Genomic DNA, 14,487 nt, shown 5'->3' on the forward strand with positions numbered 1-14,487 from the left:
CTCGGTATTACGGCAGGTCGTATCCGAACGCCTGCTTGAACCGCTCGTTGATCTCCGCCCGGCGGGGCGCGTAGTTTTGCGGGCCTTGGTGTTCGATCTTCAGCGCGCCCATCAGGCTCGCGAGACGGCCGGTGGTGGCCCAGCCCAGCTTGTTCTCGATACCGTACAGCAAGCCGCCGCGGAACGCGTCGCCGCAGCCTGTGGGATCGAGTACTTGCTGCGCCTTGACCGCCGGAATTTCTTCGACACCGCCGGCGTGATGAATCTGCGCACCGTGCTCGCCGAGCGTGATGATCAGCGCCTCGACCTTGCCGGCGATTTCTTCGATCGACCAACCCGTTTTGTTGCTGACTAGTTTAGCTTCGTAATCATTGACAGCTACATAAGTGGCGAGTTCAATCATGCGCCGCAACGAGGCGCCGTCGAAGAGCGGCAAGCCTTGACCCGGATCGAAGATGAACGGCACGCCCGCAGCCGCCAGATGCTCCGAATGCTGGATCATGCCGTCGTAGCCGTCCGGCGCGACGATGCCCAGCGAGATGCCCTTGGCCTCGTCGGCGCGATTCAGGTGCGATTGCATCATCGCGCCCGGATGGAACGCGGTGATCTGATTGTTTTCCAGGTCGGTCGTGATCATGGCCTGTGCCGAATAGGTGTCCGGCACCACGAGCACATTCTCCGTCGACAGCCCGAGCTGCTTGAACCGCTCCATATAGAGCTGCGCGTCCACCGAGCCGAGCGTGCCCATGATGCGCGCGTCGCCGCCCAGCAGATGCAGCGAGTAGGCGATGTTGCCCGCGCAGCCGCCGAATTCGCGGCGCATGGTCGGCACGAGAAAGCTCACATTCAGGATGTGGACCTGTTCCGGCAGGATGTGCTCCCGGAAGCGGCCCTCGAAAGTCATGATGTTGTCGTAGGCGAGCGAGCCGCAAATCAGCGTAGCCAAGGCGAGCGTTCCTGTAAAAACGATAGGGAAAATGGGGCGACGATGCGACAGCGCCGCGCATGAAGCGCGGCGCCGGGGTTCGTGCGCGAAGGTTTTACTTCAGTGCGGCGAGTGCTGCATCGTAGTTCGGCTCATCCTTGATTTCGCCGACCAGCTGGGCGTGAACGACCTTGTCGTTCTCGTCGAGCACCACCACGGCGCGTGCCGTCAGGCCGGTCAGCGGGCCGCTCGTCACGTTGACGCCGTACGCTTGCGCGAACTCATGGCCGCGGAACGTGGAGGCCGTGACGACGTTTTCGATGCCTTCGGTCGTGCAGAAGCGCGATGCAGCGAATGGCAGATCGCCCGACACGACGATGACCGCCGTGTTGTTCAGCTTGGCGGCTGCTTCGTTGAACTTGCGGGTCGACGTGGCGCAGGTCGGGGTGTCGAGGCTCGGAACAATGTTCAGCACTTTGCGCTTGCCGGCGAAATCGGCCAGCGTCAGCGGCTTCAGATCCTTGCCGACCAGCGAGAAAGCGGGCGCGGCTTGGCCAACCGACGGGAACGTGCCGGCTACTTCGATCGGGTTGCCACCCAGCGTGACTTGACTCATGTTGATGTGCTCCGAAAATTCGTCAGTGTTGACGGTGAATGCACCCGCTCAATGCCGGGTGCGCGAGGATGCGTTACGGATAAAAAATCTGCACGCGGAAATTGGAAGCGACTGCATTGCCCGTGTCGAGGTGCACGATCATGACCTGCGTCGTGTGTGGCGCCAGGCCGCCCGCGATCGGCGTGCCGGGCGGGACGTAGTCTTGCGGCCATAGCACACGGCGCACGGCCACATTGTTCTGATCGTCGAGCAGCGTGAGTTCGATGGCCGGATAGGCGAGCGCGACATTGAAGCGATTGCGCAGCGGCATCTTCAGTTCGAGCTTGTGCGGGCCGTCGATCTGCCGCAGGTCGGACGGCTCCACCTGCAAGCCGTCGATGTCGTGCGGCGGCGTGATCTGGCAGCCGAACGTCGCGCAGACCTTCGTGTAGAGCGCCTGCGAGCGCGGGATCGCGACCAGCACGGTTTCGCGCTGCCACCAGGCGAGTTGCGCGAGCAGCGCGATGATCAGCAGTCCCGCCACCACCGAGCCGGCGATGATCCAGCCGAGGCGCCGCGGTTCCGGCGCGCGGGTTTCGCGCACGACGGTAAAGGGATCGGCGCCGCCATTGACCGGCTGGACGAAGAACGGTTCGGGGCGGGAGGCGGCGGGGGGGATGGCCGTGTCGGGGCGGCCGGCCGCACCCATGCCCGCTGTATCAGCCCCGGCGCCCAAACCGGCCGCGCCTGGGTCCGCCGCAGCTGGGCCGGCCGCGCCTAAGCCGGCCGCACCTAAGCCGGTCGCGCCAAAACGCGGTTCATTGTCTGGAATGCCATGCAGGGCGGCCGATTCGCCCAGAACGGGTTCGTCACCGGGAGACTCAGAGGTGCGCTCGGTCTTGTGCCAGACTCGTGGCGCTTCTTCCATGAACGGATCAGCCCGGTAGGCGGGGGGCTCGCGCGATGCTTCTGTCTGCGCCGGTTCGTCGCTCGGGGAGAGGGGCGCCGGAGTAGCGGCAGGCGGCAACTCGGGTTCCGTTGCGGCGCGCGGTGTGGCTGCGGCGTCCGCCCCAGTGGCAGCCTTCCCGAGCTGAACATTGCCGGCGTTATGGAGAAAGCGATTGTCGATCGCCGCGTCGGGCGTCGGTGCCCAGGGGTTCCATGCCTCGGCGCTGAAGTCGGGACCTTTAGGGCGCACGCCCGAGAGCGCTTCGATTGCCGCGGCAGCAGCAACCGGCTTGGCGGTCGAGAAGTCGCCGCCTGCAGTCACGTCGTACAGGCTCGCCGACGCGTCGAATACTTCCTGGCAATGCCCGCAGCGCACGAGGCCACGGCGCAGCGCGAGCTGCTCGGTTTGCAGACGGAATACGGTTTCGCAGAAGGGGCAACGCGTCGCCAGGAGCATATTGAGCCGGTAAGCCGAAGGCCGTTGGTTGGGCAATACGCCTTATTCTAATGGCTTTCGCGGCGCGTTCCCGACAGACATACCCAACCTTCGTGTTCACGCCATATGCCGATGTCGATCCAGCGCGCATAGACCTGCGCGACTTCGTCCGCCTGGCGCGCCAGAATGCCGGACAAGGCGATCCGTCCGCCCGGCTTGACCTTCGACGAAAGCATCGACGCCATCAGCTTGAGCGGGTTGGAGAGGATATTGGCGACCACGATATCGAACTCGCCCGTGGGACAGTCCTCGGGCAAACCGTATGTGACGTCCGCGCGGTTGCGTTCGCTGTTGTGACGCGCCGACTCGACCGCTTGCGGATCGATGTCGATGCCGTACACCGGCTCGGCGCCGCACTTCTTCGCGAGGATCGCGAGGATGCCGGAGCCGCAGCCGTAATCGAGCACGGATTGCCCGGCTTTCACCGATTGCTCCAGCCACTCCATGCACAGCCGCGTGGTGGGATGGCTGCCGGTGCCGAAGGCCAGACCCGGATCGAGTTCCAATACCAGTGCTTCGGGGTCCGGTGCATCGTGCCACGACGGCACGACCCAGATGCGCTCGCCGATCTTGATCGGATCGAACTGCGACTGCGTGAGCCGCACCCAATCCTGATCTTCGACGTCTCGCACGGTAAACGGCGGCGCGGCTTCCAGCCCGACCTCGTTGGCCGCGGCGGTGAGCAGCACGGCCGGTTCATGTTCCGGTGCGAGCAGCGCGATCACGCGTGAACGCTGCCACGCGCTGCGATCCGGTGTGAGACCGGGTTCGCCGAACAGCGGCTGCTCGTCGGGCGTGTCGGCGTCCGCATCTTCGACCGATACGGACAACGCGCCCAACTCGAGCAGCGCGTCGGAGAATTCTTCCGCGTGCTCGCGTGCCAGCTCGGCGATCAGTTCCCGGTAGCTCATGACTTACGCTTCTTCCGGCGCGGCCTGCTGTTTCGCGGCCAACCGGTTTTCGAGGTAATGGATGCTGGTGCCGCCTTCGACGAACTTCGCGTCGAGCATCAGTTCGCGGTGCAACGGAATGTTGGTCTGAATGCCTTCCACCACCATTTCCGACAGCGCGATGCGCATCCGCTTGATAGCCTGCTCGCGCGTGGCGCCGTAGGCGATCAGCTTGCCGATCATCGAATCATAGTTCGGCGGCACGAAATAGCCATTGTAGGCATGCGAGTCGACGCGAATGCCCGGGCCGCCCGGCATATGCCATGACGTCAGGCGTCCCGGCGACGGAATGAACTTGAACGGATCTTCCGCGTTGATCCGGCATTCGATCGCGTGCCCCTTGAACACGATGTCGCGCTGACGGAAGGCGAGCTTCTCGCCGGCCGCGATGCGGATCTGTTCCTGCACGATGTCGACGCCCGTGATCAGTTCGGTCACCGGGTGCTCGACCTGCACGCGCGTGTTCATTTCGATGAAGTAGAACTCGCCGTTTTCGTACAGGAACTCGAACGTACCCGCGCCAAGATAGCCCATCTTCTTGCAGGCGTCCGCGCAACGATCGCCGATACGCTCGATCATGCGGCGCGCGATACCCGGCGCCGGCGCTTCTTCGATCACTTTCTGGTGACGGCGTTGCATCGAGCAATCACGCTCGCCCAGCCAGATCGCGTTCTTGAACGAATCCGACAGAATCTGAATTTCGATGTGCCGCGGGTTCTCCAGGAATTTCTCCATGTAGACCTGCGGATTACCGAAGGCCCGGCCGGCTTCTTCGCGCGTCATGTTGACCGCGTTGACCAGCGCCGCTTCCGTGTGGACCACGCGCATGCCGCGGCCACCGCCGCCGCCCGCGGCCTTGATGATGACCGGATAGCCGACCTGGCGGGCAATTTTCACGATCTCTTTCGGATCTTCCGGCAACGCGCCTTCCGAACCCGGCACGCAAGGCACGCCGGTCTTGATCATGGTCTGTTTGGCCGTGACCTTGTCGCCCATCATCCGGATGGTTTCCGGGCGCGGGCCGATGAAGGTGAAGCCGGACTGTTCGACACGTTCGGCGAAGTCGGCGTTTTCCGAAAGGAAGCCGTAGCCGGGGTGAATCGCTTCGGCGTCGGTGACTTCCGCCGCGCTGATCAGCGCGGGCATGTTCAGATAGCTCAGGTTCGAAGGCGCCGGGCCGATGCAGACCGCCTCGTCGGCGAGCTTGACGTACTTGGCTTCCTTGTCGGCTTCCGAATAGACGACGACCGTCTTGACGCCGAGTTCGCGGCAGGCGCGCTGGATACGGAGCGCGATCTCGCCACGATTGGCAATGAGGATTTTTTCAAACATAGCGGGTTTTCGACTCATCAATGGGCGCCGGGTTGATCACAACACCGGCTGCCTCAGAGGATCGGTCGCGCGCCTGGGTACAGCGGGCGCGCGGGCGGCATGCGCACAACGAGGCGCAAGGTGTGCCGCGTTAGCCGACCACGAACAGCGGTTGGCCGTACTCGACCGCCTGGCCGTTTTCGACGAGGATTTCCTTCACCACGCCGGACTTGTCCGACTCGATTTCATTGAGCAGCTTCATGGCTTCGATGATGCAGATCGTCTGGCCTTCCTTGACCGTGTCGCCCACCTGGACGAACGGATCGGCGCCCGGGGACGGCGCGCGATAGAAGGTGCCGACCATCGGCGAGGTCACCACGTGGCCTTGCGGCGCGGCGGCGGCCGGCGCGGCCGGAGCGCCTGCAATGGCGGCGGCGGGGGCTTCGCCGCCCATGGCCGGCGCTGCTTGCGCGTATTGCGGCGCGTACGTAGCGGACGGTTGCACGTAAACCGGCGGCGCATTCTTGACGATGCGAACCTTGCCTTCGCCCTCAGTCACTTCGAGTTCGGAAATACCGGACTCCGAGACGAGGTCGATCAGAGTTTTCAGTTTACGTAGATCCATCAGGAAGCCCCTTTCAATGCGTAGAGTGCCGGCGCGTACGCAGCCGGCGCAAATTAGACGTGTTTGGAATCAGCCGCGCGACGACCCGGCGGCGAGCCGGTCGAGCGCGAATTCGAGCGCGTACAGATATCCCTTCCAGCCGAGGCCGCAAATCACGCCCTCTGCCTGGTCGGAGAAATACGAGTGATGCCGGAACGGTTCGCGACGATGCACGTTCGACAGATGAATCTCGACGAACGGGATGCCGACCCCCGCCAGTGCGTCCCGAATGGCCACGCTGGTATGCGTGTACGCGGCGGGATTGATCAGTATGAAATCGGTTTTTTCTGTCCGGGCGGATTGGATGCGATCGACCAAGGCACCTTCGTGGTTGCTCTGGAACGACGCGAACTCGACGCCTGCGTCCGCTGCGCGGTCCGCCAGCGCCTGATCGATCTGCGGCAAGGTCACGCGGCCGTAAACCTCGGGTTCCCGGGTGCCGAGAAGATTGAGGTTGGGGCCGTGCAGTACCAGCAGTCGCGTCATGGTCGCTTCTTTTTCCGTGGAATTGGGCGCACTTTAGCGCTGATTAGAGAAACTTGTCTAGTTTCCCGCACGTACGGAACGATGCCGGCGGCGTTTTGCCGGCGCTCCGGGCGCCCATCTTCTCTCAATTCCTCACGAATTGCGCGTATTTTCTCGCGTTCCGCGGGTAATCGAGCGTCAAAAGAATGTGAAATTTATAGCGCGTCGAGCGTCTGTTTGAGCGCCTGCGGGTCGATTTGCCCTAATTTTGTCGAGCGGATATTGCCTTTGGCGTCGATGACCACGGTGAACGGCAGACCGCCCGCATTGTTGCCAAAGGCCCGTGCGAGATCCGCGCCGCCGAAGCCTGTCACGTAAATGGGGTACGCCACTTTCACTTTTTGCAGGAAGGCCTGGACGTTTTTATCCGAGTCGACGCCAAGTCCGATGAATTGGATGCCTTTTTTCGCATACTCGCGCTGAAGCTGGGAGAGGGCGGGCATTTCCTCGACGCAGGGGCCGCACCACGAGGCCCAGAAGTTGACGACGATTGGATGACCTTTGAGCAGACTTAGCGTTTGGGGCTTGCCATCCACCGTGGTCACGGGGGCCGCCCACAGCTGCGCGACCGCGCTTTGGGCCGGCGTCGGCTGCGCGGCGTGCGCGACTTCGTCGTTGCCGCCCGTCAGCCAGTGATTGGCCAGCACGCCGCCAACCGCCGCGACGATCGCGACACACACGCCCGCCAGAATCCGTCTCGTATTCATCTTGCTCTGTCTAGTTAGTTGAGGGAGCGACGTTGCTGTCGTCGAGCAGCATCTGCACGGCTTGCAGATTGGCGCGCGCAGTGCGCCCGCGCGCGTCGGCCCGCACCGCGCCGCGCAAGTCGTCCGTTTCGTATAGCGCGACGTGGACGCCAACCGGCTCCGCCTCGCGCGCTTCATTCTCGGGGCGCCACAGAAAGCTCAGCGTCTCCACGTAGCCCCGGCCGGCAAAATGCCGCGTTTCCGACACGTCGTACTGGATATTGGCATTCAGGAAGTAAATGGCGACTTCTTTCGGGTTGTCGCAGAACGCCTGAAGGTGGATATCCGAATGTTCCCCGGCCGTGCCGCTGAGCACCGCGCCGGTCAGATACGGGTTGAACGCCGCGAGCCGCTCCATCCAGTCGACCGCGATGCGGCGCAGGCGCCGCAGCAGCGCAGGCTGGCTGTCGCCCTGGAACAGGGACTGATATTCGCGGATTTCTTCTTCGATCTGATCATTATGCGGCAGCCATTCGCCGGCAATACGATTCTCGCCGACGACTTGCCGGGCCGCTTTGCGCTTGGCCGTAGCGTAGTCCAGACCGTCTTCGGCGATCATGCGTGCAGCCGCGATCGCGATTTCCTCGCGTATGCGCTGCGGATCGATGTGTGATTTGCGAACCATCTCCCAATCATACTAGAGATTGATGACAGCCCTTTCTGGGCGGGGCGCGCCGCGCCGGCCACCGGACCATGCCGGCACGCGGCGGCCGGGCATCGGGCGAGCGGGTGCGTCGGTTACAATGACGACCTTTGCAGACGGTCGTTTCGGCCGCTCTTCTGCACTCCCATCCCTCGCAAGAAACTCGCCCGCGCGGCACGACAGGCTTATGCACATCCACATCCTCGGTATCTGCGGCACGTTCATGGGCGGTCTTGCGGTGCTCGCGCGCGGCGCGGGCCACACCGTAACGGGTTGCGATGCCGGCGTCTATCCGCCCATGAGCACGCAACTCGAGGCGCAAGGCATTGGCCTGATCGAGGGTTACGACGCGGACCAGCTCAACGGCCTGAACGCGGATCTGTTCGTGATCGGCAACGTGGTCTCGCGCGGCAACCCGCTGATGGAAGCGATTCTCGACCGCGGCCTGCCGTACGTCTCCGGTCCGCAATGGCTGGGCGAGCATGTGCTGAATGGCAAATGGGTGCTGGCGGTGGCCGGCACGCACGGCAAGACCACCACCAGCTCGATGCTGACCTGGCTGCTCGAAGACGCCGGCCTTAACCCGGGTTTCCTGATCGGCGGCGTGCCGTTGAATTTCGGCGTGTCCGCCCGGCTGACGGACTCGAGCTTCTTCGTGATCGAAGCCGACGAGTACGACACGGCCTTCTTCGACAAGCGCTCGAAGTTCGTCCACTACCGGCCCAAGACGGCGGTTCTGAACAACCTCGAATTCGATCACGCGGACATTTTCCCGGATCTGGCCGCGATTGAAACGCAGTTCCATCACCTGATCCGCACGGTGCCGGGCATTGGCCGGGTCGTGACGAACGGCCGCGAAGACGCGCTCGAGCGTGTGCTGACGCGCGGCTGCTGGAGCGAAGTCGAGCGGTTCGGCGTGCAGGGCGGCTGGGAAACCCTGCCGGCCGAAGACGGCGTGCCGGTCGACGCGCGTTTCGCCGTCTATCACAACAGCGAGCGGGTTGGCGTGGTGGAGTGGCAAGTGCAGGGCGAACACAACCGCATGAACGCACTGGCCGCGATTGCCGCGGCGCGCCATGTCGGCGTGCCGCCGGCGCAGGCCGCGAAGTCGCTTTCGAGCTTTCGCAACGTGAAGCGCCGCATGGAAGTGCGCGGCAGCGTCGACGGCGTGACCGTCTACGACGACTTCGCGCACCATCCCACGGCGATCGATACCACCATCGCCGGGCTGCGTGCCCGTGTGGGCCGCGACAACACGCGGATTCTGGCGGTGCTGGAGCCGCGCTCGAACACCATGAAGCTGGGCGTGATGAAAGCCCAGCTGCCTGGCAGCCTCGCCGACGCCGATCTGGTGTTCGGCTACGGTGCGCCGAGCGGCCGTGACGCGCTCGGCTGGGACCTCGGCGAGGCGCTCGCGCCGCTCGGCGGCAAAGCGCAAGCCTTCGACAATCTGGACGCGCTGGTCAAGGCCGTGGTCCACGCCGCGCGCCCCGGCGACCAGATTCTGGTGATGAGCAACGGCGGCTTCGGCGGCGTGCATCAGAAGCTGCTCGACGCACTTTCCGCGCGAGGCGCGTCGTGATTCTTTATCTGCACGGGTTCCGCTCGTCGCCCAATTCGTTCAAGGCGCGCGTGCTGGCGGCGCGGCTTGCCGAACTCGGCCGCGGCGACGAATGGTGCTGCCCGATGCTGCCGGTCTCGCCGTTCGAGACCGTAGCGCTCGCCGAAGCGCTGGTGGCCGCCGCGAAACCCGCCAATGTGACGGTGATCGGCAGCTCGCTCGGCGGCTATTTCGCTACGTATCTGGCGGAGAAGCACGGCTGGCCGGCGGTGCTGCTGAACCCGGCAGTCGTGCCGCAGCGCGATCTGAGCGCGTACCTCGGCGAGCAGCCGTTGTGGCATGGCGGCGGCAGCATCGTCGTCGAGCCGCATCATCTGGATGAGTTGCGCGCGCTCGCCGTCGCGTCGATCACGCGGCCCGAACGCTATTATTTGATGGCCGCCACCGGCGACGAAGTGCTCGACTACCGCGAAATGCTCGCGCACTATCCCGGCGCGCGCACTACGCTGATCGAAGGGAGCGACCACGCGATCAGCGAGTTCGAGCAGTACGTCGACCAAGTGCTCGACTTCTGCGACACGGAAGACCTCGAACCGCCGGCACCGCGCGAAGCGGCCTGAGGCCGGAGGGTCCGGCACAGAGGCGGCGATAGGCAAGAGCCGCCCATCAGATTCAAACCGCCGGCGCGTTTATCGCGCCGCGGATCCACCACCACGAACACGTTGCCGTGGCGCGTAAGCAGTGACCGATCGCCGGACAGGATCGGGCGCGCTGGCAGATGCAAGTCAGAACGAGAGTATTGAGTGAACGTTTTCTTCGAGGAATCGGGCAGTTTCAAGGCGGGCAGCGTGCTGTCGCGCCAGGGCGATGCTTTTCAGGTCGAGCTGCCGGGCGGCCGGCGCGCCAAGGTGCGCGCCAAAGACGTGCTGATCGAATTCGAAAAGCCGAGCGCCGCTGAGCTGATGCAGCAGGCTGACACCGCCGCGCAGGATATCGATCTGGACTTCCTGTGGGAGTGCGCGCCGGACGACGAATTTCCGTTTGCCACGCTGGGCGCCGAGTACTTCGGCGACAGCTTCGGCTCGATCGAGCGGGCCGCGCTGGTGCTGCGCATGCACGGCGCGCCGGTGTACTTCCGCCGCAAGGGGCGCGGCATGTATCAGCGCGCGCCGCAGGAACAGCTGCAAATGGCGCTCGCCGGTCTCGAGCGCAAGCGCCAGCAGGCGCTGGTGCAGGCGGGCTACGAAGACGAGCTGAAAGCGGGGCGGTTGCCGGAAGGCTTTACCGGGAGCAAGGCGCTGGGGCTGCTCACCAAGCCTGACAAGAACACGATCGAATACAAGGCGCTCGAAGCCGCCGCGGCGGCACGCGGCATTTCGCAAGCGCGCCTGATGCTCGAATGCGGCGCCATTCCGTCGGCGCGCGCGCTGCACGAGGCGAAATTCCTGTCGGAGTTTTTCCCGCACGGCATCGGGTTTCCGCCCGTCACCGCGGGCACGTTGCCGGACGATCTGCCTGAAGCGAACGTGCAGGCGTTCTCGATCGACGACATCACCACCACTGAAATCGACGACGCGTTCTCCGTCGAGCATCTGGCGGATGGCCGCGTGCGGATCGGCGTGCACATCGTCGCGCCGGCGCTCGGCATCCAGCGTGGCGACGAGGTCGATGCGATCGCGCGCACGCGGTTGTCGACCGTCTACATGCCGGGCGACAAGATCACCATGCTGCCCGACAGCGTGGTCGAGGCGTTCACACTGGCCGAAGGCGGCTTGCGCCCGGCGCTCTCGCTGTATGTGATCATCAATCGCGAGACGCAGGAAATCGTCGCGAGCGAAACGCGTGCCGAGCGCGTGTTCGTGAAGAACAACCTGCGTCACAACACGCTCGACGAACTGGTTACCGAAGAGGCGCTCGCCGCCGGCACCGGCGAGTATCCGCACAAGGAAGACATCGCCGTGCTGTGGCCGTTCGCCCAGGCGCTGTTCGAAAAGCGCCAGACCGCGCGCGCCGGTTACGGTCTGCGCCGCGAAGTGCAGCGCAACACCGACTTCAACTTCTACGTGGATGGCGAGCACATCACGATCACGCCGCGCCGGCGCGGGTCGCCGCTCGACACGATCGTCGCCGAGCTGGCGATTCTCGCCAATTCGTCGTGGGGTGCGTTCCTGCACGACCACGGCGTGCCGGGCATCTACCGCACCCAGCGCGCGTTCGGCGCGCCGAGCGGCCCGAAGCGCACGCGCATGCAGACCAATGCCGCGCCGCACGAAGGCCTCGGCGTCACGCAATACGCGTGGAGCACGTCGCCGCTGCGTCGCTACGTCGACCTGGTGAACCAGTGGCAATTGATTGCCTGCGTGCAGCACGGAGTGACCGCGAAGCTGGCCGCGCCGTTCAAGCCGAAAGATGCTGACCTGTTCGCCGTCGTGCAAGGTTTCGACGACACCTACACCGCTTACGCCGATCACCAGCGCCGCATGGAGTACTTCTGGTGCCTGCGCTGGCTGAAACAGGAGAACCGGAAGCAGGTGGTGGCGTCGGTGGTGAAGGGCGACCTGGTACGGCTCGAAGAGATTCCGCTGCTGCTGCATGTGCCTGGCCTCGGCGTCCACGCGCGCGGCACGCGCCTGCAGATGGAAGTGATGTCGATCGACGAATTGACCGTCGAAGCGTCCGTGCGTCTCCTGCACGTGCTCGACGCGCCGACCGTGGCGAGCGGCGGCGAGGCTGAGGAAGCGGACGAGGGCGACGAGGAAATCATCGACGCGCCGGACGAAACCGCCGAAGGCGAAGCGGAAGCCCAGGCTGAAGCCGATCTCGACGGCGGCGAAGCGGCTGCGCAGAGTGACGCCGAAGGCGGCGACGGCGCGAGCGGTGCGGCCACCCAGCAGATTGCGGAGCCGGGACGATGAGCGCGAACGAGTCCCGCGACCGCTATGCGGTCATCGGCAATCCCATCGGCCACAGCAAGTCGCCGTTCATTCATGGACGGTTTGCCGCGCAGACTGGCGAGCCGGTCGAATACAGCCATCTGCTCGCACCGGTCGATGCGTTCGTGCCGCACGTGCGCGAGTTTATCGACGCGGGCGGGCGCGGGCTGAACGTAACCGTCCCGTTCAAGCTCGACGCGCATGCGTTCGCCGACACGTTGTCGCCGCGCGCGGCGGCGGCCGGTGCGGTGAACACGCTGCGTTTCGATGCAAACGGCGTGCATGGCGACAACACGGATGGCTTCGGCCTCGTGCGCGACATCGAAGTGAATCTCGGCGTGTCCTTGAAGGGCGCGCGGATTCTTTTGCTGGGCGCCGGCGGCGCCGCGCGTGGCGTGGTTCTGCCGATGCTCGAGCGCGCGCCGCATACGCTGACTATCGTCAATCGCACGGCGGCGAAAGCCGAGGCGCTGGTCGATCAGTTCGCGCAAGCCGCGCGCGATGCCGCTTGCCGTTTGAGCGGCGGCAGTGCGGGGGCGATCGAAGCGGGTGCCTACGATGTGATCGTCAACGCGACGGCGGGAAGTCTGGACGCGTCGTTGCCCGAGTGCGACGACCGTGCGTTCGGCAGCGGCACGCTGGCCTACGACATGATGTACGGCGCGCATCCTACAGTCTTCATGGAGTACGCGGCGAAGCTGGGCGCGCGCGGCGCTGACGGGCTCGGCATGCTGGTCGAGCAGGCCGCCGAATCGTTTTACGTGTGGCGTGGCGTGCGGCCAGATGGTGCGCCGGTGCTGGCCGAATTGCGGGCGTTGTTGACGGCGCCGCCGCAAGCTTGAGGCAGCGCTTTGTTTTGCGGCACTTATCGACACGGGGATTGAGAGCACGATGAACGCGACACGGCGCGCGAACCGGCCTGGTCTGGCGCGATGGGTGGTGTATGTAGGGGCCGTGGTGGCGATCGCCTGGCTTGCGACGCAGGCGTTTTACTTCGCACAGATCGCGGTTTGGAATTACGTCAATCCGCAGACGACGGCTTTCATGCGCTCGGATGCGTGGCGGTTGTCGCAGGATCGGCCGGATCTTTCCGTGCAGCATACGTGGGTGCCGTATGAGCAGATTTCGCACAATCTGAAGCGGGCGATTATTGCTTCTGAGGATGCCAATTTCGTCAATAACAATGGGTATGAGACGGACGCTATCTTGCAGGCCTGGGAGCGGAATAAGGCTAAGGGCAAGATCGTGCGGGGTGGGTCGACGATTACTCAGCAGTTGGCGCGAAATCTGTTTTTATCCCGGGAGAAGAGTTATATCCGGAAGGGGCAGGAGCTCATCATTACTTGGATGCTTGAGACTCTGATGGATAAGCAGCGGATCTTTGAGATTTATCTCAACTCCGTTGAGTGGGGGAATGGGGTTTATGGGGCTGAAGCGGCTGCTCATTATTACTACAAGACATCGGCTAGTAAGTTGACTGCTGCGCAGTCGGCTCGCCTGGCTGTTATGTTGCCGCAGCCTAAGTACTTCGATGAGCATCGAGGGTCAGGGTATCTGGCGCAGCGCTCTCGGGTTATCGCTCGGAGGATGGGGGCGGCTGAGTTGCCCGAGTGATTTTCTTTGGCCTGCGCGGCGCTTTGGGCTGTGTTCTTTGCGGTGTTGGCCTTTCCTTGATTTCTTAGTGGTCTATTGGCGTTGCCCCTGTGCGGGGCGGCACCTACTTTCTTTGCCGCGGCAAAGAAAGTAGGCAAAGAAAGCCGCTTTCCCACCGCAAATTCTTAAGCGGGGCCCCCTGGCTTGGAGGGGGTAGTGGTGCATCTGGAATCTGTGTCCTCGCACATTCCGCGTCAGTGACAAAGCAGTCATTCTTCCGGCGGCGCTGCGCGCGCCCCAGCGGTTGTTCTCTAACCATGCGCTCTGCTTTTTCTCTTTTGATGTTCTCGCCGGGCGTGGCCCCGATATCAATGCGGCGGCTTGGGAAATTTCAGAAATATTGGTCTTGCTCGCGTTTTAGCCTGCTTAGGTGATCACTCGCTTAACGATACGTTTTAAACTCATTTGGTGGGAGTGTCCGAATTTTTGTGTGCAAGGCAGGTAAAAGCCTGCCGGATGGCAGGCCATCAAATGCATTTTATGAGTGGTTTCTTGTGAAGCGGTCCTCGTAGAGGATCGCGAACTGGTTCATCGCCG

General features: G+C 63.8%; 14 protein-coding genes. 5 read left to right on the top strand and 9 right to left on the bottom strand.

Annotated features, from left to right (window positions below; all coding sequences use genetic code 11):
• Positions 1-7: 7 nt before the first annotated feature.
• The 9 genes from A6V37_RS21555 to A6V37_RS21595 all read right to left on the bottom strand — a co-directional run bounded on the left by A6V37_RS21555 (position 8) and on the right by A6V37_RS21595 (position 7,785).
• Entirely contained in the window at positions 8-946 is a 939-nt protein-coding gene (locus A6V37_RS21555) for a carbohydrate kinase family protein (RefSeq protein WP_064269219.1), read from the bottom strand.
• A gap of 94 nt (positions 947-1,040) precedes the next feature.
• A complete protein-coding gene (gene tpx / locus A6V37_RS21560) occupies positions 1,041-1,541 on the bottom strand; it encodes a thiol peroxidase (RefSeq protein WP_064269218.1) in 501 nt (166 codons plus the stop codon).
• A 73-nt stretch (positions 1,542-1,614) separates the two neighbouring features.
• The gene (locus A6V37_RS21565; protein ID WP_064286332.1) at positions 1,615-2,925 is read right to left on the bottom strand and encodes a zinc-ribbon and DUF3426 domain-containing protein; all 1,311 of its coding nucleotides are present in this window, start codon (positions 2,923-2,925) and stop codon (positions 1,615-1,617) included.
• 47 nt (positions 2,926-2,972) lie between these two features.
• Positions 2,973-3,875, bottom strand: a complete 903-nt coding sequence (gene prmA, locus A6V37_RS21570) for a 50S ribosomal protein L11 methyltransferase (RefSeq protein ID WP_064269216.1) — start codon at positions 3,873-3,875, stop codon at positions 2,973-2,975.
• 3 nt (positions 3,876-3,878) lie between these two features.
• Positions 3,879-5,246 carry an acetyl-CoA carboxylase biotin carboxylase subunit gene (accC, locus tag A6V37_RS21575; RefSeq protein WP_064286333.1) on the bottom strand — a complete coding sequence of 456 codons (1,368 nt, stop codon included), beginning with the start codon at positions 5,244-5,246 and terminating at the stop codon, positions 3,879-3,881.
• A 130-nt stretch (positions 5,247-5,376) separates the two neighbouring features.
• A complete protein-coding gene (gene accB / locus A6V37_RS21580; protein ID WP_064269214.1) occupies positions 5,377-5,850 on the bottom strand; it encodes an acetyl-CoA carboxylase biotin carboxyl carrier protein in 474 nt (157 codons plus the stop codon).
• Positions 5,851-5,919: 69 nt separating this feature from the next.
• Positions 5,920-6,375, bottom strand: a complete 456-nt coding sequence (aroQ, locus tag A6V37_RS21585) for a type II 3-dehydroquinate dehydratase (RefSeq protein ID WP_064269213.1) — start codon at positions 6,373-6,375, stop codon at positions 5,920-5,922.
• A gap of 194 nt (positions 6,376-6,569) precedes the next feature.
• Entirely contained in the window at positions 6,570-7,121 is a 552-nt protein-coding gene (locus A6V37_RS21590; RefSeq protein ID WP_064269212.1) for a TlpA family protein disulfide reductase, read from the bottom strand.
• Between the two features lie 10 nt (positions 7,122-7,131).
• Entirely contained in the window at positions 7,132-7,785 is a 654-nt protein-coding gene (locus tag A6V37_RS21595; RefSeq protein ID WP_064269211.1) for a hypothetical protein, read from the bottom strand.
• Between the two features lie 205 nt (positions 7,786-7,990).
• On the opposite strand from A6V37_RS21595, the gene mpl reads away from it, so the two are divergent.
• The 5 genes from mpl (at position 7,991) to mtgA (ending at position 13,911) form a co-directional block, all read left to right on the top strand.
• Positions 7,991-9,385: a UDP-N-acetylmuramate:L-alanyl-gamma-D-glutamyl-meso-diaminopimelate ligase gene (gene mpl / locus A6V37_RS21600; protein WP_064269210.1), complete on the top strand. Its 1,395-nt coding sequence runs from the start codon at positions 7,991-7,993 to the stop codon at positions 9,383-9,385.
• Positions 9,382-9,984: a YqiA/YcfP family alpha/beta fold hydrolase gene (locus A6V37_RS21605; RefSeq protein ID WP_064269209.1), complete on the top strand. Its 603-nt coding sequence runs from the start codon at positions 9,382-9,384 to the stop codon at positions 9,982-9,984. Before mpl ends, A6V37_RS21605 begins: the two co-directional genes overlap by 4 nt.
• A 183-nt stretch (positions 9,985-10,167) precedes the next feature.
• The gene (locus A6V37_RS21610) at positions 10,168-12,279 is read left to right on the top strand and encodes a ribonuclease catalytic domain-containing protein (RefSeq protein ID WP_064286334.1); all 2,112 of its coding nucleotides are present in this window, start codon (positions 10,168-10,170) and stop codon (positions 12,277-12,279) included.
• Positions 12,276-13,139: a shikimate dehydrogenase gene (aroE, locus tag A6V37_RS21615; protein WP_064286335.1), complete on the top strand. Its 864-nt coding sequence runs from the start codon at positions 12,276-12,278 to the stop codon at positions 13,137-13,139. Before A6V37_RS21610 ends, aroE begins: the two co-directional genes overlap by 4 nt.
• Before the next feature lie 49 nt (positions 13,140-13,188).
• Entirely contained in the window at positions 13,189-13,911 is a 723-nt protein-coding gene (gene mtgA / locus A6V37_RS21620) for a monofunctional biosynthetic peptidoglycan transglycosylase (protein WP_064269206.1), read from the top strand.
• Positions 13,912-14,487: the final 576 nt, after the last annotated feature.

It is taken from the genome of Paraburkholderia ginsengiterrae (genome assembly GCF_001645125.1).
GTDB classification, from domain to species: Bacteria; Pseudomonadota; Gammaproteobacteria; order Burkholderiales; family Burkholderiaceae; genus Paraburkholderia; species Paraburkholderia ginsengiterrae.